Below are 19,465 nucleotides of genomic sequence, written 5' to 3' on the forward strand. Positions count from 1 at the left end.
CGGCGCGTTCGCGGATCTCGCTTACTCTCGAAGTACGCACCGGGGGGTGCAATCGAGGCAGTGACGCAGGTCGGTACGCACCGATCGACGGGGGTGAGGATATGCGGTTGTTCAGCGTAGGCGCAGGAGCGTCGGCTGAGCGTGCGCAGCAGGGCACGGCAGAGCACCCGTCCGCGCCCATACCCATCGTCGGCCCCGGCATAGGAGAGAGCATCCGCGTACCTCTCGGCGAGACCGGTCTCGATACTTTTCCGCTGATGCTCGGCGCGGCCGAGTTCGGCTGGAACGTCGATCTCGAGACGAGCCACGGGATCCTCGACCGCTACGTGGAGTTCGGCGGCAACGCGATCCACACCGCTGACGGATTCTCCGGCGGCCGCAGCGAGCACATCATCGGTCAGTGGCTGCAGTCCAGGGGGCGGCGCGATCGTGCCCTGTTGAGCGTGCGGATCGGAGCCCACGCCGACAACCCGGGCCTCGGCTCGGTGAACCTCGTCCGCGCGGTCGAGGGCTCGCTCGTACGTCTCGGCGTCGACCGCATCGACGTGCTGTATCTCGACGCGACTCTCGATCGCACGACGAACCTCGAAGACACGCTCGCGACCGTCGAGTGGATGGTCGATGCCGGGAAGATCGGCGCGCTCGGGGCATTCGGCTTCGCGCCGGAGCGGCTCGTCGAGGCTCGAATCCTCGCCTCCGCGGGCTACCCGCGCATCGAGGTGATCGATTCGCCGTACAACCTCGTCCGTCGTCAGCCCTTCGAGGGCGATCTCCGTCTCGTCGCGGGCGCTCAGAACCTCGCCGTGACGCCGTCGCACGCTCTCGAGCACGGCTTCCTCTCCGGAAGGCACCGCAGCAAGGCTCTGACCTCGCGCGGTGTGCGCGGAGAACAGCTGCGCGGCCACCTCAACCGTCGCGGCACGAAGATCCTGCGGGCCCTCGACCAGGTGGCGACCGAGCTCGAGGTGCCGGTGGCTGCCGTGTCCATCGCCTGGCTGCTCGCGCAGCGCACCATCGCGGCACCGATCGTGAACACGTTCGCGACCGACCATGTCGACGAGCTGATGCAGGGCGCGGGCGTCACTCTCTCGCGCGCTCAGGTCGCCGAACTCACACGCGCCGGCAACTGAGCGTCGTAACGCCTCTGTCACAGACCTGACATAGGGTGGAGTGGATCCCGGCGGACGCTGTCGATGAAGCGAGCGAGTTTGTGACGCATTACATATATCTGGTCAGACACGGTGAACATCAGGACGCCGAACACGGTCTCGCTGACGGACCCCTGTCGCCACGCGGCCAGCGTCAGGCCGAGCTCATCGCCGACAGGCTCTCAGGACTCCCGCTCGATGCCGTCTGGCACTCACCCCTCCTGCGGGCGAACGAGACGGCTCGGGCGATCGCTCAGCGGCTCCCGTCGGTAGACCCTGAGCCCACCGCGCTGCTCTTCGACTGCGTGCCCACGGGGATGACCGACGAGACCCCGGCCGCCTACGAGCCGTTCTTCGGATCGGTCACCGAGGCCGAGCTCGACGCCGGCCGCGCCCAGATGTTCGACGCGGTCAACGAGTTCCTGGTGCGCAAGCCGGGCGACGTGCACGAGGTGCTCATCACTCACAACTTCGTGATCTCCTGGTTCGTGCGAGAGGTCCTCGGCGCCCCGGAATGGCGATGGATGACCTTGAATCAGGCGCACTGCGGGCTGACCGTGATCGCGCAGAAGCAGGGGCGTCCGTGGACGCTGCTCACTCACAACGACACCGGGCATCTTCCTGTCGAGCTGCGGACGGGCATTCCCGACGCGATGCCGGTCTGATTCCCGATACCCCGGCCCGCCGCGGCGGGCCGCGTGCCGTGGAGAAATAGACTGAGCGCATGACCACGCAGGTAGCACTCGTCGGCGGAACCGGGAAGCTCGGATCGATCATCGGTGCGGTGATCGATGGGCTCGAGGGCTTCGAGGTGAGTCGCGTGCTCACCTCTCGAAGTGATCTCGCGGAGCTCGACGGTGCGGATCTCGTGATCGATGCCACCACGCCCCAGGTGAGCGTCGACGTCGTGCGCGCTGCGGTGGAACGTCAGATCAACATCCTGGTCGCGACCTCCGGATGGTCCACGGAACGCATCGCTCTGGTGCGTCCTCTGGTCGAGAACGCGGGTACGGGGGCGGTCTTCATTCCGAACTTCTCGCTGGGATCCGTACTCGGCTCCGCGCTGGCCTCCGCAGCTGCGCCCTTCTTCGGATCGGCTGAGATCGTCGAGGCGCACCACGAGGCGAAGGTCGACTCTCCGAGTGGCACCGCGGTGCGCACTGCCGAGCTCATCGCCGCCGCACGAGCCGAGCAGGGCCCCGTCAGTGCTCCGCATGCCGACCAGCGTGCGAGAGGGCAGCAGGTGGGCAGCGTGCCGATCCACTCGCTCCGGCGTCCTGGCGTCATCGCGAAGCAGGAGATCATCCTCTCGGGACCGGGCGAATCACTGACGTTCACTCACGACACGGTCGAGCCTGCGCTCGCCTACGCGCCGGGAATCCGTCTGGCTGTCCCGTTCGCGGCCCAGGCGAATGGAGTCTTCGTCGGCCTGGAGAGCATGATCGACATCGGCATCCGCTCGTGATGTCGCGTATCGGCGTCGGCCTCATGGCCGCGGCGCTGCTGGTCTATCTCGCGGTCGCCGTCTGGTTGGCCGTGATGTTCTTCGCCGTCGGGACGCCGGTGTCGATCGGCATGGGCGTCGCCCTGATCGTCCTCGCTCCGATCGGCGCGTGGGCACTCGTCCGCGAGATGCAGTTCGGATTCGCGGCCGATCGCCTGGGACGTGCGCTCGACGCGGAGGGCGGTATGCCCGAAGCGGAGTCCGAGCTCACGCCCAGCGGGCGTATCGCCCGAGCCGACGCCGACCCGCTGATCGCGAGATACGCGGAGATCTCCGACGCCGACCCGACGGATTGGCGTGCGCGGTACCGCCTGGGCGTCGTTCAGGATGCGGCGGGGCGTCGGAAGGACGCCCGCGCCAGCATCCGTGAGGCGATTCGAGTGGCTCGCGGCTGACCGGACTCAGGCGAGCGTCGCCTCGAGCGTGATCTCGATGCCGGCCAGAGCCTGGGAGACCGGGCAGCCGACCTTCGCCTCGGCGGCGATCCTCTGGAAGTCGTCGGGGGAGAGACCGGGAACGACGGCGTTGACGTTGAGGTGGCTTCCGCTGATTCCGACGCCGGGCTTGAAAGTGACCGATGCGCTCGTGTTGACGCGCTCCGGCGGAGTGCCGTTCTCCGAGAGCGCGTGCGACAGGGCCATGCTGAAGCACGACGCGTGAGCCGCGGCGATCAGTTCCTCGGGCGTGGTCGTCGTGTCGCTTCCCTCGCTGCGAGCCTTCCAGTTGATCGGGAAGGTGCCGAGCTTCGACGAGGAGAACGCGACGGTGCCCGAGCCCTCTGCGAGAGATCCGGTCCAGGTGGTGGTGGCTTCGCTGGTGACGGGCATGATTCCTCCGTTGTATCGCGCGTTGCTCGGTATGCGGATCGCGTGTCCGGCCAGCCTATCGACCGGGTGCGCCGGGCGGAACAGCGGCCTCAGGCTGCGCGTGCGGCGCGGCCGACAACACCTGCCCGCTGCAGCAGCAGATAAATCTGGCACCCGAGGCAGAACGAGAACGCGGCGTTGAGGAAGGCCGCGATGAACGCCGCTGCCGTCGCGACGGGCAGCGCCCAGGGCACCCCGGCAAGGTGAAGCACGAGCCCGATCGTCACGACGAAGAGACCGACGCCCTGAGCGAAGCGAGGAGGACGCGGGTCCTCGAGCTCGCTCGGAGGTGCCAGTCTCGGGCGCAGGAACCGGCGGAACAGCAGCCCCCAGGGCGCGGTCCTCGGCGACAGCACACTCCACAGGAACAGGAGCGCGATCACCACGGTGAGGAGGAACCCCGGGTCCAGCGCCCGCTGCGCGAGCGTCGCGGAGCTGACAGCCCATGTATCTGAACCCAGGCCGGCCGAGGCCAGCGGCTGGTAGGCGAACCAGCCGAACGTCCTGGCGGTCGAGATGCCGACCAGCCCGAGGAACGTCGCGACGAGCAGCAGCACCGCCGTGATCGTCGCTGCGAATCGCGGCCCCCTGGGGTCGATGCCTGCGGGTGCGGTCATCTGTGTTCCATCCTTTTCCGTCTCATACGGCGGCCAGTGCTTCGTCCAGTGCGTGACGATGGGGCACGCCGTGGAATCGGGCGCGGACTGCGCCGGAGCCGTCGACGATGAAGGTCGTCGGCGTCTGCAGCACTCGGTAGCGGGCTGACAGGTCCGGCCGATGAGTCAGGTCGACCTCCACGTGGTGCAGGCCGGCCGACTCGGCGGCGTAGCCCCTCAGCATCCGCCGCACCTTAGGACAGCGAGTGCACATCTCGGTGCTGAACTGCACGAAGGTCGCGCGGTCGCCCAGCTCCAGGTCGCCGGCGTCGACCGGGTCGAATCTCAAGTGGCCGCCCCGGCGACGTCTTCCGTCCAGGAGACGCAGCACGATTCCGATGGCGACGGCGAACACCAGCAACGCTGCGGCGATAGCGAGGGCGAGCGCGGGCGACATGGGTCGAGAATACGGTGATCCGAAAGCGTCGAGGCCGATGTGTCGCATCGTGACGATCCGACTCCTCCGCCCTCGGGGCGGGTAGTCTGGCACACATGAGCGCAGCCGTCCCGACGCCGTATGAAGACCTTCTCCGAGACGTCCTGGAGTCGGGCACCCACAAGTCGGATCGAACCGGCACCGGGACCACCAGCGTCTTCGGCAGGCAGATCCGCTTCGACCTCTCGAAGGGGTTCCCGCTGATCACGACGAAGCGCGTGCACTTCAAGTCGATCGCCTACGAACTCCTGTGGTTCCTCAGGGGAGATTCGAACGTGAAGTGGTTGCAAGACCACGGCGTCACCATCTGGGACGAGTGGGCCGACGCATCCGGAGATCTCGGCCCCGTCTACGGAGTGCAATGGCGAAGCTGGCCGAAACCCGAGGGCGAGAGCATCGATCAGCTCGCGCAGGTGATCGAGCAGATCCGTCAGACACCCGACTCCCGTCGCCTCATCGTGTCTGCCTGGAACCCGGCGGACATCCCCGACATGGCGCTCGCGCCCTGCCACGCCCTCTTCCAGTTCTACGTCGCAGACGGCAAGCTCTCCTGCCAGCTCTATCAGCGCAGCGCCGATCTCTTCCTCGGGGTCCCTTTCAACATCGCGTCCTACGCCCTGCTCACGCTGATGGTCGCGCAGCAGGTCGGACTCGAGCCCGGCGACTTCGTCTGGACGGGTGGTGACTGCCACATCTATGACAACCACCTGGAGCAGGTGAAGGAACAGCTCACTCGCGACCCATTCCCGTACCCCACGCTGCGGTTCGCTCAGAAGCCCGAATCGATCCTCGATTACGGCTACGAGGACTTCATCGTCGAGGACTATCAGCACCACGCTCCGATCCGGGCGGCGGTCGCGGTATGACCTGGGTGGGGCTCATCTGGGCGGAGGCGCATGGCGGCGTCATCGGCGCAGAGGGCGGCATGCCCTGGAACGTCCCCGAAGACCTGGCGCATTTCAAAGAGGTCACCCTCGGTGCTCCGGTGATCATGGGACGTAAGACGTGGGATTCGCTTCCTGAGCGTTTTCGTCCGCTCCCCGGGCGCGAGAACATCGTGATAACCCGTCAGCAGGACTGGACCGCGGACGGGGCTCGTCGCGCGGCGGCCGTGACGGATGCCGTACGCGGCCACGACAGGGTCTGGATCATCGGGGGAGCCGAGATCTTCCGCCTCGTGATAACGGACGCGGACCGCCTCGAGGTCACAGAGCTCGACATCGACGTCGCCGGCGACGCCTACGCGCCTTCCAAGGCGGGGTGGCGCCTCGTCGACGAGGGGGAGTGGCAGACGTCACGCTCCGGAGTCCGCTACCGCTTCCTCGGTTACGAGCGCTGATGCCCACCGCATTGATCACCGGTGCAAGCGCCGGACTCGGTGCCGAGTTCGCGCGCCAGCTCGCCCGGCGACGAACCGACCTGATCCTCGTCGCGCGATCCGCGCAGTCCCTCGACGCCGTGGCGGCCGAGCTTCGAGGTGAGTACGGGGTCGCGGTCGAAGTCATTCCTGCGGATCTCTCCGAGTCCGAGGGAGTCGAACGCGTGGCTGCGCGTCTGCGCGACACCGCGGATCCTGTGGATCTGCTCATCAACAACGCAGGATTCGGTCTGCCGCTCCGGTTCGCAGACAACGACATCGAAGACGAGGTACGCCACCTGCGCGTCCACGTCGAGGCGTCGATGCGTCTCATGCATGTTGCGCTCCGATCGATGCGCGGACGCGGCGGCAGGATCATCAATGTCGCCTCGGTGGCCGGCTTCATCTCGCGCTCGACGTATTCGGCGTGCAAGGGGTGGCTGATCGGGTTCAGCCGATGGGCGAATGCGGAGTACTCGCGGGACCGTGTCACGGTGACTGCAGTGTGCCCCGGGTTCACGCACACGTCCTTCCACGAGCGGATGGGGCTCGAACCGGGGCACGAGGGTGTTCCCGGATTCATGTGGCTCGATGCGCGCAACGTGGTCCGAGAGGCTCTGCGGGACGCTGCTCGCGGTCGTGCCGTCTCGATCCCGTCCCTGCGCTACAAGGCCATCGTGGCCGTGGCTTCCATCCTGCCGAGTTCGCTGACGTCCGGCGTCGCACGGCGCGGCCGCGTCTGACGAGAGCGCAGGTGCGCCTGCGTCAGCGGAATCTGCCCAGGCGGATGCCGGCGTAGGCGATCGCCGCCACGGTCTCTCCATCGGTGATCCGGCCGTCCGCGATCATGTCGAGGACCTCGGCGAACGGAACCCAGGTGACGGCGTCGATGCCCTCCTCTGCCTGGCTGTGCGTCGAGTCATCCGCCGGCGCCATGACGCGGGCGAGGAACACATGCTCTGGCGCGTGGGCGATCCCGTTCAGGGCGTTCATGGTTCCGAGGGACGTCCAGTCCTCGGCGACGAACCCTGTCTCCTCGAGCAGCTCGCGCTGCGCGGCTGTGAGCGGATCCTCACCGTCGCTTCCTCCGGCAGGCACCTCGATTGAGACGCCTGTCGTGTATCGCTCGAGCGAGACGAGGCAGACACGGTCTTCGTCATCGAGCGCGACGACGAAGACAGCCGGATGCCGCATGGTCACGACGCCGTAGATTCCGTCGCCCCCGGGGCCCGTGACCTTGTCCTCCCGCACCTCGATCCACCGGTTCTCGTACACCGTCGACGACTCGCGTGTGACCCATGTCATGGAGTCGAGCCTATGCGGATCCCTAGTATCGACTGCATGGGATGGCTGTTCGGGAGGAAGCGTGACTCTGAGGATGCCAACGAGCTGCTGCGCCGGTACAACGAGGCCGAAGCAGCGCGACTCGCTGCGATGACCTCCGGCGTCGCCGAGGAGACGGCGATGGGCGTCAGCATTCGCGTTCCGGGGTCGGCTTCGCTGTCGGTGCCCTCGAGTTCGACCACGTTCCTGGTCGAGGACGTCTTCACCATCACCGGGCGCGGAACGGTGGCGACGGGAAAGGTCACGTCGGGCACGCTGCGGGTCGATGACGACATCGTGGTGCTGCGCGACGGAGCTCTGCAGGCCCGGACGCGGATCACCGGCATCGAGATGTTCCGGAAGCACGTGGACGAGGCGACGGTGGGAGAGCTGTCCGGTCTGGTGCTCCGTGAGAAGATCGCGATCGCGCGCGGAGATGTCATCCGCCTCGCCCCGTCTGGGTGAGCGGCACGCTAACCGATACGCTGGGGGCATGACGCACTCGGGCAACCCCTTCGGACAGGTTCTCGTCGCGCTCGTCACTCCGATGACGGCCGACGGTGAAGTCGATTGGCCCGCCGTCGAGAAGCACATCGATGACGTCATCACCGCTGGTGCTGACGGGATCGTCGTGACGGGAACGACCGGCGAGACCTCGACCCTGACGGACCCCGAGAAGCTCAAGCTCGTCGAGGTCGGGAAGTCGGTCTCCGCTGGCCGCGCCAAGATCATCACAGGCGGCGGGTCCAACGAGACCGCGCACGCGATCGAGCTGTACAAGGCCAGCGAGAAGGCCGGCGCAGACGGGATCATGATCGTCACGCCGTATTACAACAAGCCGACGCAGGCCGGCATCCTGACCCATTTCCGTCTCGTGGCCGATGCCACCGACCTCCCGGTGATCCTCTACGACATCCCCGGTCGCACAGGCGTCCCCATCAAGTACGAGACGATCCTCCGGCTCGCGAAGCACCCGAACATCCTCGCCATGAAGGACGCCAAGGGAGACTTCTCCGAGGTGAGCCGCGTGCTGAACCAGACCGACCTCATGTACTTCTCCGGAGACGACGCCAACGTGCTGCCGCACCTCGCGATCGGCGCGACCGGCTTGATCGGTGTGACCGCGAACGTCGCTGCGGCGCCATACCGCACCATCATCGACGCCGTCAACCGAGGCGATCTCGCGACCGCGACCGCTGAGCACAAGCGGCTCGAACCGCTGGTGCGCGCCGTCATGACCCACGTGCCAGGCACCGTCGCGGCGAAGTACATCCTGCACGGGCTCGGCCGCATCTCGAGCCCGCGCGTGCGTCTGCCGCTCGTCGGACCCGAAGAGTGGGAGGCCGCTCTCATCGAGGACGAGCTCGATCTCGTCAGGGACGTCCCCGGCGCAGACTTCTCCAACTTCCGCCCCGACCGCAACGCGGCCGCGGGCGGTGCCCTGCCGAAGGTGCACGGCACAACCCGCTGAGACCGAACGCGGTGAGCCGCGTCACAACGAACGAACGGACGCGTCGCGCGTCCGACTGAGGAGACAGCATGTCCATCCCGATCGCAGACCCCGCAGCACTCGAAGAGGGGACGCTTCGGGTCACCCCGCTCGGCGGCCTCGGCGAGATCGGTCGCAACATGACGATCTTCGAGTTCGACGGCAAGATCCTGATCGTCGACTGCGGAGTGCTCTTCCCCGAGGAGCACCAGCCCGGGGTCGATCTGATCCTGCCGGACTTCGAGCCGATCAAGGGTCGACTCGATGACATCGTCGGCGTCGTCCTCACCCACGGGCACGAAGACCACATCGGCGCGGTTCCGTATCTTCTGCGTCTGAAGAGCGACATCCCGGTGATCGGTTCCGGCCTCACGCTCGCACTCGTAGAGGCGAAGCTCAAGGAACACCGCATCAAGGCATACACGCTCACTGTGAAAGAGGGGCAGCGCGAGAAGGTCGGGCCCTTCGACCTCGAGTTCATCGCGGTGAACCACTCGATCCCCGACGCCCTCGCGGTCGCGATCCGCACGCCCGCCGGCCTCGTGCTCGCGACCGGCGACTTCAAGATGGATCAGCTCCCGCTCGACGGGCGCATCACCGACCTTCGTGCCTTCGCCCGCCTGGGTGAGGAGGGGGTCGATCTCTTCCTCGTCGACTCGACCAACGCCGACGTGCCGGGGTTCACCCCCACCGAGCGCTCGATCGGCCCGGTGCTCGATCAGGTCATCGGCAAGGCGCCGCGACGCGTCATCGTCGCGAGCTTCTCGAGCCATGTGCACCGAGTGCAGCAGGTCCTCGACGCCGCAGCGGCGCACGGCCGCCGGGTGGCTCTGCTCGGGCGCAGCATGCTGCGCAACATGACGATCGCCGAGGACCTGGGCTACCTGAAGGTGCCGAGCGGTCTGCTGATCGACTACAAGAAGGCGCGAGACCTTCCCGACGACAAGATCGTCTACATGTCGACCGGCTCTCAGGGTGAGCCGATGGCCGTGCTCAGCCGGATGGCGAACCTCGACCACGCGATCGAGCCCGGTGAAGGTGACACCGTGATCCTCGCGTCGAGCCTGATCCCCGGAAACGAGAATGCCGTCTACCGTGTGATCGACGGACTCACCAAGCTCGGCGCGAACGTCGTGCACAAGGCGAACGCCAAGGTGCACGTCTCGGGGCACGCCGCGGCCGGCGAGCTGATCTACTGCTACAACATCCTCAAGCCCAAGAACGTCCTTCCCGTCCACGGCGAGTACCGTCATCTGATCGCCAACGCCAAGCTGGCTCAGGACACGGGAGTCGCCGCCGAGCGCACGATCATCGCGTCGAACGGCACCGTCATCGACCTGAAGGACGGCGATGCACGCGTGGTCGGCCAGCTCGACCTCGGATTCGTCTACGTCGACGGGTCGACTGTCGGCGCGATCACCGACGCCGATCTCAAGGACCGCCGGATTCTGGCCGAGGAGGGCTTCGTCTCCGTGATCGTCGTGGTCGATGCTGCAACGGGTCGCATCATCTCTGGGCCGGAGATCCACGCTCGCGGCATCGCTGAAGACGACTCCGTCTTCGACGACGTCACACCGAAGATCATCGCCGCGCTGAAGGAAGCCTCCGGCAACGGCGTGCGCGACACCCATGCGCTCTCACAGGTGATCCGCCGCACGATCGGGCGCTGGGTCAATCAGAAGCTCCGTCGTCGCCCGATGATCGTTCCGCTCGTCATCGAGGCGTGATCGCAGCCGCGCCGCTCGCGGGTTCACAGTCGACCGACACTCGGCTGTAACGCGAGCGGCATACGCTCTCCTCATGCCGGACGACTTCTCGATCCGACCCGCCGAACAGGCGGACGGGAGCTTCCTCGGCGACATGGTCGTCGAGGCGGCGAATTGGCGCTCGGGCGGGGCGCGACCACGCCACGAGATCCTCACCGCGGTCGAGCATCGACGCTACGTCTCCGGATGGATGCGACCGGCGGATGCGGGCTTCCTGGCCATAGACGCGGACGGGCGGCCGATCGGCGCAGCGTGGTACCGCATGCTCGTGCCAGACGACGCGGGTTTCGGATTCGTCGGAACCGCCGTGCCGGAGCTCATCATCGGCGTGCAGCCGATCTGGCGTGCTCACGGCGTCGGGCGCACTCTGCTTCGACGCCTCGTGGTTCACGCCCGGGAGCAGGGGCACCCTCGGCTCAGCCTCAGTGTGGAACGGGACAACTTCGCCCGGACGCTGTACCGATCGGAGGGATTCGTGGTCACGGACGCAGGAAGCGTGCGCGACACGATGGTGCATCGCGGGTCCTGACCCACGGCTGCTACGCGGGCGGATGACACCGGAATGCCGCGTCATTACGGGGATTGTCGGCCTCTCGACGTAACGTGAGATCATGGCCAGGAGTACCACGAAGTCAGCGCGCGCGTCCGAGAGCGCCACGCCTCGCCCGAAGAGGCAGGCTGCTCCGAAGGCTCAGGCAGCGCCCAAGAAGTACATCGACGAGATCGACAAGCCGCCTGTGGCGGTGCGGGCCTGGAACGGCCTCGCCCATGGTGTCGGGGGACTGTTCCGAGCATTCGGTCCCGAGACCCTCGAGAAGGACGATCGGCGCGACGGCTTCCCCCTCCTGCTCGTGCTGTTGGCGATCGCCGGAGCGGTCAACGAGTGGTTCTTCATCGGCAACGAGGTCGCTGCCAACATCAGTGCCTACTCGGTGGGGCTTCTGGTCGGACGCGTGGCCTTCGTCATGCCGGTCCTGCTCCTGCTGCTCGCCGGCTGGCTGTTCCGTCACCCGTCGTCCGTGCATGACAACGGGCGGATCGGCATCGGGTTCGGACTGTTTATCCTCGCGCTCGCGGGCTTCTGCCACACGGCTGCCGGCCGTGCCGATTCCGCGGGGCTGCTCGTGCGGCCACAGCCCAAGGACGGCATGCCCGCGCTCAGCGAGGCGGGCGGACTGTTCGGCTGGATGCTCGGGGAGCCGCTCTCCTACCTCACCGCGGTCGGTGCGTACGTCGTGCTGTCGGTCCTCGCCGTTCTCAGCGTCCTGATCCTGACCAAGACCCCGCCGAACCGCATCGGTCAGCGACTCGGAGATCTCTACGCGTGGATGTTCGACGCCGAGCGGCCGGAGAAGACCGCGAAGGATGCCGCCGCGGTCGATGAGGCAGACAAGGTCGACGATCCGGATGTCCTGCCGTGGTGGCGACGCAACAAGACCGGTCGCGAGGAGGATCCCGACGAGGGGACTCTCGGATCCGACGACATCACCGCTCTGCTCACCACCTCGGAGCCGACTCCTGCATACGACCAGGCCGTCGTCGTGGAGAACCCCTCGGATGCCGCGACTGAGGTGCTGTCAGACGTGCGCTCGGTAACCGAGTCGTTGGCCGGGCAGCAGACCACCGCACTTCTCGATGACGAGTCCGACACGGGCGAGATGCCCGAGCTGCCGGGACTCGACGGCTTCGGAACCGCAGGGCCGGGGGAGCGGGGCCCGCAGGCGCCCGTGACTCCCTACGTGCTTCCCTCGCCGGGACTCCTGGTCGAAGGCCCACCTCCGGTCATGCGGTCCGAAGCGACCGACAAGGTGATCGAGCAGATCACGAGCGTGCTGACGCAGTTCAAGGTCGATGCGAAGGTCACCGGATTCTCGCGTGGTCCGACGGTCACTCAGTACGAGGTGGAGGTCGGCCATGGTGTCAAGGTCGAGAAGATCCTTCAGCTGAGCAACAACTTCGCCTACGCGGTCGCATCCAACGACGTGCGGATCCTGTCGCCGATCCCGGGCAAGAGCGCGATCGGCATCGAGATCCCGAACGCCGATAAGGAGATGGTGGCGCTCGGGGATGTGCTCCGGTCTCCGGCAGCGCACAAGAGCACTCATCCGATGACGATCGGCGTCGGAAAGGACGTCGGCGGCAACATCGTCATCGCGAACCTCGCGAAGATGCCGCACCTCCTGGTCGCCGGTTCCACAGGGTCGGGTAAGTCCAGCTTCGTGAACTCGATGATCACGAGCCTTCTCATGCGCGCTCGGCCCACCGACGTGCGGATGGTCCTGATCGACCCGAAGCGCGTCGAGCTGACCAGCTATGCGGGAGTGCCGCACCTGATCACACCGATCATCACGAACCCGAAGAAGGCCGCCGAGGCTCTCCAGTGGGTCGTGAAGGAGATGGACATGCGGTACGACGACCTCGCGTCGTTCGGATTCCGCCACATCGACGACTTCAATCGGGCGGTGCGCGCCGGAGAGGTCGAGCTCCCGGTCGGCAGTGAACGTGTCCTCAAGCCCTACCCGTATCTCCTCGTGGTGGTCGATGAGCTCGCAGACCTGATGATGGTCGCGCCGCGAGATGTCGAGGACTCGATCGTCCGCATCACCCAGCTGGCGCGCGCGTCCGGCATCCACCTGGTGCTCGCGACGCAGCGACCGAGCGTCGACGTCGTCACCGGTCTGATCAAGGCCAACGTGCCGTCGCGCCTCGCTTTCGCCGTGACGAGCGTCACGGACAGCCGCGTGATCCTCGACAGCCCCGGTGCTGACAAGCTGATCGGCCAAGGTGACGCCCTGTTCTCGCCGATGGGATCATCCAAGCCGTTCCGTCTGCAGGGTGCGTGGGTCGATGAGAAGGAGATCGACGCGGTCGTCAAGCACGTCACGCGTCAGGCCCGTCCCGACTACCGCGCGGATGTGCAGGAAGCGCTGGAGCCGACGAAGAAGAAGGAGGTCGACGAGGACATCGGGGACGACCTCGAACTCCTTCTCGCGGCAGCCGAACTCATCGTGTCTTCGCAGTTCGGCTCGACGTCGATGCTGCAGCGAAAGTTGCGTGTCGGCTTCGCCAAGGCAGGTCGCCTGATGGACCTCCTCGAGTCGCGAGAGATCGTCGGCCCGTCCGAAGGGTCCAAGGCACGTGACGTGCTGGCGACGGCCGAGCAACTGCCCCAGGTCATGGCGAAGCTGCGAGGTGACGATGCTCCGCCGAAGCCCGCCGCTCCCGCCGCCGCGACCGCGGCCGGAGCGCCGCACGACCCGATCGAGGCCCAGTTCCAGGGGCTGCCGGTGGTCGAGGCTGAAGACGACGGCGACGAAGACGCCTGGGGACTGACAGGAAGAGACTGATGAGTATTCCACGGCAGCTTCCCAACGCGATAACCATCGCGCGCATCCCGCTCGCGGTGATCTTCTTCGTCCTGCTCCTGATGGGCGGAACGTACGGGCTCGACGACATCGTCATCCGATGGGTTGCGGCGATCCTCTTCGTCGTGGGCATCTCCACCGACTGGGTCGACGGCTACCTCGCACGTCGCCACAACATCGTCTCGGACTTCGGCAAGCTGTGGGACCCGATCGCCGACAAGCTGCTCACCGGGGCGGGCTTCATCGGCCTGGCCGTGCTCGGTGAGCTCAACTGGTGGGTCGTGATCGTGATCCTGATCCGCGAGTGGGGCATCACGATCCACCGCCTCATGGTCGCGAAGGAGCACGTCGTGGCTGCCGCGTGGATGGGCAAGGTCAAGACTGCGGTCCAGGCCGTGGCGCTCTCCTGGGCGCTGCTCCCGCTGCACGTGGTGATCGGGGCCCAGCTGTGGGTGGTCGGGACCGCCATCCTGATGATCCTGGCGCTGATCCTCACGGTGGCGAGCGGCATCGACTACATCGTGGCTCAGGTGCGAGGGTCACGGAAGCCGTCGTGACGTCTGCGTCGGAGGTGCTCGCCGCGCTGGTAGATCGTGGCTGGACCCTCGGTATCGCGGAGTCGCTGACGGGCGGCGCTCTCGCTGCAGAGTTCGTCTCGGTGCCAGGTGCATCGGCGGTGTTGCGGGGAGCGATCGTCGCCTATGCCACCCCGGTGAAGCACACACTGCTGGGCGTCGACGACGGACTGCTCGACGCGCATGGACCGGTGCATCCCGGCGTCGCGCTGCAGATGGCAGCGGGGGTGCGCCGCGCCCTGGAGGTCTCGGGAACTCCCGCCGACGTCGGCGTCTCGACAACGGGGATCGCTGGACCGGAGTCACCGGACGGTCAGCCCGTCGGAACAGTGCACATCGCCGTCGTGACGCCGGATTCCTCTGTGAGCGAGTCATTCAGGTTCGACGGCGATCGCGCGCAGGTCCGGGCTCAAGCGGTCGACGCGGCCGTGGCGATGCTCGCGCGGATCCTCCGGGAATAGCTGATGCGGACGTTCCGTTATCCCCTATGTGCTCACACCGAAAGCACAGCGTGCGAAGGTAGATTTTGTGAAGGTCGGTAGGACTAGACTGGCGGTCTCCTTGAGGGAGACCTCGAGAAGGCGATCTGGGAGGAGGTTCCGATGATTCTTGTACGACAAGAAATCGGCGATGTGCTGAGGGACTTCCGCCTGCAGAAGGGGCGTACGCTCCGGCAGGTTGCGAGCAAGGCATCTGTGGCACTCGGCTATCTCAGCGAGGTCGAGCGGGGCCAGAAGGAGGCGTCGAGCGAGATTCTCGCCTCGGTGGCCGATGCTCTGGATGTTCCCATCTCGATCATCATGCGAGAGGTGGGAGACCGCATCTCCGTGCTCGAGGGCATCCAGGTCTTCCCTGATGTCGTTCCGGATGACCTCGTGGCTTCCGTAGAGCCAGAGCTCTCGCTCCACTGAGCTTCGGATCCTCTTCATCCTCTGATGCGTCGCAGTGAGTTCCTCCGCGCAGTCGACGCGGAATTCGGTGGTCGAGGGTCGTCTCTCATCAGCGACCTCATCCTGACTCAGCTGTCCGGCCGTACTGCCGACCAGGCATTGGATGCCGGCGTACCTCCGCGTGACATCTGGCTGGCGCTGTGCGCCGAGACCGATGTGCCTCAGGAGCGGCGGCACGGGGCCGGGCGCCTCGAACCGCGCAAGCGATGACGCCCTGACGCGTTCGACACGCGTTCGACTAACGACACGCCGTAGCGGCGTGTCGTCGAATATGTGTTCGAAACGGGCGTAGTCTTCTGCACAAGTGGTTCAGAGACGGTGTTCTCCCTGTTTCGCGGAGCTGACGACGCAATGTCCGAGGTGCCTCGTACGGTGAAAAGCAAGCCGAAGAGCCATACGCCTTGTCGGAGAGTTCCGCCCAGCCGGGAGGACCGCGACAGCCTACAGGCGGCACCACGCGAGCATAAGGAGCACGTCATGCCATCACCCGCTGACCGCGAGAAGTCCCTCGAGACAGCCCTCGCCCAGATCGACCGTCAGTTCGGAAAAGGCTCGGTCATGAGACTGGGCAGCGACGAGCGCGCACCCGTCGCCGTCATTCCGACCGGTTCCATCGCTCTCGACGTCGCCCTCGGCGTCGGTGGGCTCCCGCGTGGACGAATCGTCGAGATCTACGGCCCCGAATCCTCGGGTAAGACGACGCTCACGCTGCACGCGATCGCGAATGCACAGCGCGCTGGTGGGATCGCGGCCTTCATCGACGCCGAGCATGCGCTCGACCCCGACTACGCCGCGAAGCTCGGTGTCGACATCGACGCCCTTCTCGTCTCGCAGCCCGATACGGGTGAGCAGGCTCTCGAGATCGCAGACATGCTCGTCCGATCCGGCGCCATCGACCTGATCGTCATCGACTCCGTCGCGGCTCTCGTGCCCCGGGCCGAGATCGAGGGCGAGATGGGTGACTCGCACGTGGGTCTGCAGGCCCGACTGATGTCGCAGGCGCTGCGAAAGCTCACCGGTGGGCTCAACCAGACGAACACCACGATGATCTTCATCAACCAGCTGCGCGAGAAGATCGGCGTCTTCTTCGGATCACCCGAGACGACCGCAGGTGGAAAGGCGCTGAAGTTCTATGCGTCGGTCCGCATGGACATCCGCCGCATCGAGACGCTGAAGGACGGCACCGACGCAGTCGGAAACCGCACCAGAGTCAAGGTGGTGAAGAACAAGATGGCTCCGCCTTTCAAGCAGGCGGAGTTCGACATCCTGTATGGCATCGGCATCTCGCGCGAGGGCAGCTTGATCGACTTCGGTGTGGAGCACGGCATCGTGAAGAAGTCCGGCTCGTGGTACACCTACGACGGTGACCAGCTCGGTCAGGGCAAGGAGAACGCTCGATCGTTCCTGCTCAAGAATCCCGACGTCGCGCTTGCGATCGAGACGCAGATCAAGCAGAAGCTCGGCATCGGGGGAGCCACCGAGGCGCCTGCCGACGAGCTCGCCGAGCGCCGTCCGGCATGACCATGATGGTTCGCGGTTGTGAAGCAGCCGGAGCGAACCGTGAGTGATGGCGGGGGCGGGCCCGAGCAGCTCGCCCCCATCATCCCTCTCTTCGGTCGTGATGACACGCGGGCGAAGCAGGCCCGCCGGGATCCGGAGGGCGAGGGCGTGACGACTCGTTCGTCCGCCGACGCCGGGCTGTGGAAGTCGACAGACGACGACGGATCGAACCGTGATTCGAACCCGGTCGCACCCATCGATTCGCGTGGCCCCAGTGAGCGTCATCCCGCCCGCGGCGCAGCAGCTCGGTCTGCCCCGAGGTTGCGTGCATTGCAGGCCCAGGACACGGGATCAGACGACGTCGTGGGAGTCGACCCCGCGCAGCTGCGCGCCGAGGCTGAGGAGCTTCTCGTCCGCAAGCTGCGGACTCGATCGCTCTCCCTGTCAGAGGCGCGGATGGTTCTGAGGGGCTATGGACAGAACGCCGAACGGCTCGATTCGGCGGTGATCGACGACGTGATCGACGATTTCTGTCGGCGCGGCTACCTCGACGACGCCCTTCTCGCGGGACAACTCGTGACGTCCGGAATCGAGCGCAAGGGGCAGGGACGGGTAGCGCTGTCGAGGGCACTGTCGCAACGCGGCATCCCTCGCGAGGTGATCGATGCGGCGCTCGACGACGTTCCCGACGATGACGCCGAGCGCGCGCTCGAATACGCGCGATCGAAGGCGCGAGCGATGTCTCGGCTGGACGGCGACACTGCGTTGCGGCGCCTCGTCGGTCAGTTGTCTCGCCGTGGCTACAACGGCGCCATCGCGATGACGGCCGCGAAATCTGCTCTTGCCGAGGCCTCTTTCGGGTCGTCGTCATCGGGCGTGCGATTCGTCGACTCGGACTGACGACGGCGAGGGCCTCAAGCTCTCGCCACAGCGGCGACGTCTGGGATCGGCTCGTAGAATGGGGAGATCATGACTATCCCTCGCAGTGAGCCGACGATCATCGCGTCGTCGTCAGCAGCAATCGACCTCGACGGGCGCCAGCGCTCGTACGAGGTCCGCACTTTCGGCTGCCAGATGAACGTCCACGATTCGGAACGACTCTCGGGTTCGCTCGAGAGCGCCGGATATGTCCGCGCGACTGATGGCGCCGAGGCCGACGTGGTCATCATCAACACGTGCGCGGTGCGCGACAATGCCGCAGGCAAGCTCTACGGCACACTGGGCCAGCTCGCGTCGGTCAAGCGACGCAAGGACGGGATGCAGATCGCCGTCGGCGGCTGCCTGGCGCAGATGGACAAGCAGGCGGTGCTCGATAAGGCGCCCTGGGTCGACGTCGTCTTCGGCACGCACAACATGGGTTCGCTTCCCGGACTTCTCGAGCGCGCGCGCCACAACGGAGACGCGGAGCTCGAGATCCTCGAGTCGCTCGAGGTGTTCCCGTCGACGCTTCCGACCAAACGGGATTCTGCGCACAGCGGTTGGGTCTCGATCTCGGTCGGATGCAACAACACCTGCACCTTCTGCATCGTTCCGAGCCTTCGTGGCAAGGAGAAGGACCGCCGCCCGGGCGACATCCTGAATGAGATCCGCCTGCTCGTCGACGACGGCGCCATCGAGGTCACCCTGCTCGGACAGAACGTCAACTCCTACGGGGTGGAGTTCGGCGATCGGCAGGCTTTCGGCAAGCTGCTTCGCGCTGCGGGTGAGATCGACGGGCTCGAGCGCATCCGCTTCACGAGTCCCCACCCCGCCGCATTCACCGACGACGTGATCGACGCGATGGCGGAGACTCCCAACGTGATGCCGCAGCTTCACATGCCGCTCCAATCGGGCAGCGACCGCATCCTCAAGGCCATGCGCCGTTCGTACCGCAGCGAGAAGTTCCTCGGAATCCTGGATCGCGTCCGTGATCGTATTCCGCACGCTGCGATCACCACCGACATAATCGTCGGATTCCCCGGTGAAACCGAGGAGGACTTCGAAGACACGATGCGGGTTGTCGAACAGGCACGGTTCTCGAGTGCCTTCACGTTCCAGTACTCGATCCGCGAGGGCACACCCGCTGCGACCATGGAAGACCAGGTTCCGAAGGCGGTCGTGCAGGCACGCTACAACCGGCTGATGGCGCTTCAAGAGCGCATCTGCCTCGAGGAGAACCAGAAGCAGGTCGGACGCGTGGTCGAGGTGCTCGTCTCGACGGGTGAAGGCAAGAAGGACGCCGAGACCCACAGACTCACCGGACGCGCCGAGGACAACCGCCTCGTGCACTTCGAAGTCACCCCCGGATCCGCTGTCCCGCGACCCGGCGACGTGGTCTCGGTGACGATCACCCATGCGGCCCCGTTCCACCTGCTCGCAGACGACCCGACGGGCTCCGCGCTGCGGATCCGCCGCACACGCGGTGGGGACGCCTGGGACCGCGGACAGGCGGAGTCGTGTGCCGTGCCTGCACCGAGCTCCGGCGACGGCACCCGCGCCGTGTCACTCGGCCTTCCGACGCTCCGCGTCGGCAGGTGACCGCTGCTCGAGG

The 19,465-nt window shown here is 66.3% G+C and carries 23 protein-coding genes; 19 read left to right on the top strand and 4 right to left on the bottom strand.

Annotation, left to right across the window (positions count from 1 at the left end):
• Positions 1-101: 101 nt before the first annotated feature.
• From ACZ0AA_RS02840 to ACZ0AA_RS02855, 4 genes are all read left to right on the top strand, one after another.
• Entirely contained in the window at positions 102-1,130 is a 1,029-nt protein-coding gene (locus tag ACZ0AA_RS02840; RefSeq protein ID WP_400860804.1) for an aldo/keto reductase, read from the top strand.
• A gap of 80 nt (positions 1,131-1,210) precedes the next feature.
• Positions 1,211-1,813 carry a histidine phosphatase family protein gene (locus tag ACZ0AA_RS02845; RefSeq protein ID WP_140036848.1) on the top strand — a complete coding sequence of 201 codons (603 nt, stop codon included), beginning with the start codon at positions 1,211-1,213 and terminating at the stop codon, positions 1,811-1,813.
• Positions 1,814-1,872: 59 nt separating this feature from the next.
• Complete coding sequence (gene dapB / locus ACZ0AA_RS02850; protein WP_463512086.1) at positions 1,873-2,613, top strand: 4-hydroxy-tetrahydrodipicolinate reductase; 741 nt, start codon at positions 1,873-1,875, stop codon at positions 2,611-2,613.
• Positions 2,613-3,047: a hypothetical protein gene (locus tag ACZ0AA_RS02855; protein WP_400860801.1), complete on the top strand. Its 435-nt coding sequence runs from the start codon at positions 2,613-2,615 to the stop codon at positions 3,045-3,047. The genes dapB and ACZ0AA_RS02855 overlap by 1 nt, the downstream gene beginning before the upstream one ends.
• Positions 3,048-3,053: 6 nt before the next feature.
• On the opposite strand, the gene ACZ0AA_RS02860 is transcribed toward ACZ0AA_RS02855, so the two are convergent.
• From ACZ0AA_RS02860 to ACZ0AA_RS02870, 3 genes are all read right to left on the bottom strand, one after another.
• Entirely contained in the window at positions 3,054-3,479 is a 426-nt protein-coding gene (locus tag ACZ0AA_RS02860) for an OsmC family peroxiredoxin (protein WP_400860799.1), read from the bottom strand.
• An 89-nt stretch (positions 3,480-3,568) separates the two neighbouring features.
• On the bottom strand, positions 3,569-4,135 hold the full coding sequence (locus ACZ0AA_RS02865) for a DUF4395 domain-containing protein (protein ID WP_463512087.1): 567 nt from the start codon (positions 4,133-4,135) through the stop codon (positions 3,569-3,571).
• A 22-nt stretch (positions 4,136-4,157) separates the two neighbouring features.
• The gene (locus tag ACZ0AA_RS02870) at positions 4,158-4,571 is read right to left on the bottom strand and encodes a thioredoxin family protein (protein ID WP_463512088.1); all 414 of its coding nucleotides are present in this window, start codon (positions 4,569-4,571) and stop codon (positions 4,158-4,160) included.
• A 95-nt stretch (positions 4,572-4,666) separates the two neighbouring features.
• On the opposite strand from ACZ0AA_RS02870, the gene ACZ0AA_RS02875 reads away from it, so the two are divergent.
• Genes ACZ0AA_RS02875 through ACZ0AA_RS02885 form a run of 3 tightly spaced genes read left to right on the top strand, consistent with a single transcriptional unit; the run spans position 4,667 to position 6,710 of the window.
• Positions 4,667-5,476, top strand: coding sequence for a thymidylate synthase (locus ACZ0AA_RS02875; RefSeq protein WP_463512089.1), 810 nt, complete (start codon positions 4,667-4,669; stop codon positions 5,474-5,476).
• A complete protein-coding gene (locus ACZ0AA_RS02880) occupies positions 5,473-5,949 on the top strand; it encodes a dihydrofolate reductase (protein WP_463512090.1) in 477 nt (158 codons plus the stop codon). Before ACZ0AA_RS02875 ends, ACZ0AA_RS02880 begins: the two co-directional genes overlap by 4 nt.
• Positions 5,949-6,710 carry an SDR family NAD(P)-dependent oxidoreductase gene (locus ACZ0AA_RS02885; protein WP_463512091.1) on the top strand — a complete coding sequence of 254 codons (762 nt, stop codon included), beginning with the start codon at positions 5,949-5,951 and terminating at the stop codon, positions 6,708-6,710. The genes ACZ0AA_RS02880 and ACZ0AA_RS02885 overlap by 1 nt, the downstream gene beginning before the upstream one ends.
• 22 nt (positions 6,711-6,732) lie before the next feature.
• Here ACZ0AA_RS02885 and ACZ0AA_RS02890 read toward each other — a convergent pair whose 3' ends face one another.
• Complete coding sequence (locus tag ACZ0AA_RS02890) at positions 6,733-7,272, bottom strand: NUDIX domain-containing protein (protein WP_463512092.1); 540 nt, start codon at positions 7,270-7,272, stop codon at positions 6,733-6,735.
• A 36-nt stretch (positions 7,273-7,308) separates the two neighbouring features.
• Here ACZ0AA_RS02890 and ACZ0AA_RS02895 point away from each other — a divergent pair, with 36 nt between their 5' ends.
• The 12 genes from ACZ0AA_RS02895 to miaB all read left to right on the top strand — a co-directional run bounded on the left by ACZ0AA_RS02895 (position 7,309) and on the right by miaB (position 19,452).
• Positions 7,309-7,755, top strand: coding sequence for an EF-Tu/IF-2/RF-3 family GTPase (locus ACZ0AA_RS02895; protein ID WP_463512093.1), 447 nt, complete (start codon positions 7,309-7,311; stop codon positions 7,753-7,755).
• Positions 7,756-7,783: 28 nt separating this feature from the next.
• Positions 7,784-8,761 (top strand): 4-hydroxy-tetrahydrodipicolinate synthase, encoded by a 978-nt coding sequence (gene dapA, locus ACZ0AA_RS02900; RefSeq protein WP_400860782.1) that lies wholly within the window; start codon positions 7,784-7,786, stop codon positions 8,759-8,761.
• 68 nt (positions 8,762-8,829) lie between these two features.
• On the top strand, positions 8,830-10,506 hold the full coding sequence (locus ACZ0AA_RS02905) for a ribonuclease J (protein WP_400860781.1): 1,677 nt from the start codon (positions 8,830-8,832) through the stop codon (positions 10,504-10,506).
• 73 nt (positions 10,507-10,579) lie between these two features.
• A complete protein-coding gene (locus tag ACZ0AA_RS02910) occupies positions 10,580-11,074 on the top strand; it encodes a GNAT family N-acetyltransferase (protein ID WP_463512094.1) in 495 nt (164 codons plus the stop codon).
• An 82-nt stretch (positions 11,075-11,156) separates the two neighbouring features.
• Positions 11,157-13,892 carry an FtsK/SpoIIIE family DNA translocase gene (locus ACZ0AA_RS02915; RefSeq protein WP_463512095.1) on the top strand — a complete coding sequence of 912 codons (2,736 nt, stop codon included), beginning with the start codon at positions 11,157-11,159 and terminating at the stop codon, positions 13,890-13,892.
• The gene (pgsA, locus tag ACZ0AA_RS02920; RefSeq protein WP_463512096.1) at positions 13,892-14,467 is read left to right on the top strand and encodes a CDP-diacylglycerol--glycerol-3-phosphate 3-phosphatidyltransferase; all 576 of its coding nucleotides are present in this window, start codon (positions 13,892-13,894) and stop codon (positions 14,465-14,467) included. Before ACZ0AA_RS02915 ends, pgsA begins: the two co-directional genes overlap by 1 nt.
• Positions 14,464-14,946, top strand: coding sequence for a CinA family protein (locus tag ACZ0AA_RS02925; protein WP_463512097.1), 483 nt, complete (start codon positions 14,464-14,466; stop codon positions 14,944-14,946). Before pgsA ends, ACZ0AA_RS02925 begins: the two co-directional genes overlap by 4 nt.
• Positions 14,947-15,087: 141 nt before the next feature.
• Positions 15,088-15,396, top strand: a complete 309-nt coding sequence (locus ACZ0AA_RS02930) for a helix-turn-helix domain-containing protein (RefSeq protein WP_042541772.1) — start codon at positions 15,088-15,090, stop codon at positions 15,394-15,396.
• Between the two features lie 24 nt (positions 15,397-15,420).
• On the top strand, positions 15,421-15,645 hold the full coding sequence (locus tag ACZ0AA_RS02935) for a DUF3046 domain-containing protein (RefSeq protein WP_400860774.1): 225 nt from the start codon (positions 15,421-15,423) through the stop codon (positions 15,643-15,645).
• 267 nt (positions 15,646-15,912) lie between these two features.
• Positions 15,913-16,956: a recombinase RecA gene (gene recA, locus ACZ0AA_RS02940; protein WP_311257506.1), complete on the top strand. Its 1,044-nt coding sequence runs from the start codon at positions 15,913-15,915 to the stop codon at positions 16,954-16,956.
• 39 nt (positions 16,957-16,995) lie between these two features.
• A complete protein-coding gene (locus tag ACZ0AA_RS02945) occupies positions 16,996-17,835 on the top strand; it encodes a regulatory protein RecX (protein ID WP_463512098.1) in 840 nt (279 codons plus the stop codon).
• 69 nt (positions 17,836-17,904) lie between these two features.
• A complete protein-coding gene (miaB, locus tag ACZ0AA_RS02950) occupies positions 17,905-19,452 on the top strand; it encodes a tRNA (N6-isopentenyl adenosine(37)-C2)-methylthiotransferase MiaB (protein WP_463512099.1) in 1,548 nt (515 codons plus the stop codon).
• The last annotated feature ends 13 nt before the right edge of the window (positions 19,453-19,465 follow it).

This window comes from Microbacterium sp. AC035, from assembly GCF_979258485.1.